This window comes from Falsirhodobacter sp. alg1 (genome assembly GCF_000739715.2).
Taxonomy (GTDB): Bacteria; Pseudomonadota; Alphaproteobacteria; order Rhodobacterales; family Rhodobacteraceae; genus Falsirhodobacter.
Map to the genome: position 1 here is coordinate 1 of NZ_BBJC02000134.1, position 491 is coordinate 491.

At 62.2% G+C, this 491-nt stretch carries 1 protein-coding gene; it reads left to right on the plus strand.

Features of this window, described 5'->3' with window-relative positions:
- Positions 1–313, plus strand: a 313-nt coding sequence (locus TR36_RS14615; protein WP_045394552.1) for an MATE family efflux transporter, incomplete at its 5' end; no start/stop codon positions are given.
- Positions 314–491 lie beyond the last annotated feature (178 nt).

Consider the following 491-nt stretch of genomic DNA (forward strand, 5'->3'; position numbering starts at 1 on the left):
CGGTGTGCTGGTCTATCCGGTGTTCTGGTTCTCCGGTGCCCTGTTTCTGGCGCTGGGCCAGCAGCCCGAGGTTGCGGCATTGACGCAGCAGTTCCTGCGGATCGCGGGGTTGGGCATGGTGCCAGCCCTCGTGGTGGTGGCCATGCGCAGCTATCTGTCGGCACTGGACCGGACCCAGGTTGTGTTGTGGAGTACGATCGCGGCTGTCCTGGTGAATATCGCCATCGGCCTGCCGCTGATCTTCGGGTTGTTCGGCCTGCCGGAAATGGGGGTGCGCGGGGCGGCGATATCGAGCGCAGCACCATGTTCATGATCACGAAGATCTTGTCGCCGCGCGAATAGAGTTTCATTTTGCTCATGGCCCCGGNCTCCTTACCAAAGCGACGTGCGCGAATAGCGACGCGACAGGGTGTTGGCGGTCATCACCAGGACGAATGCGACAACGGCGTTGAACAGACCGGCGGCAGCGGCAAGATCATATTGCCCGCCCT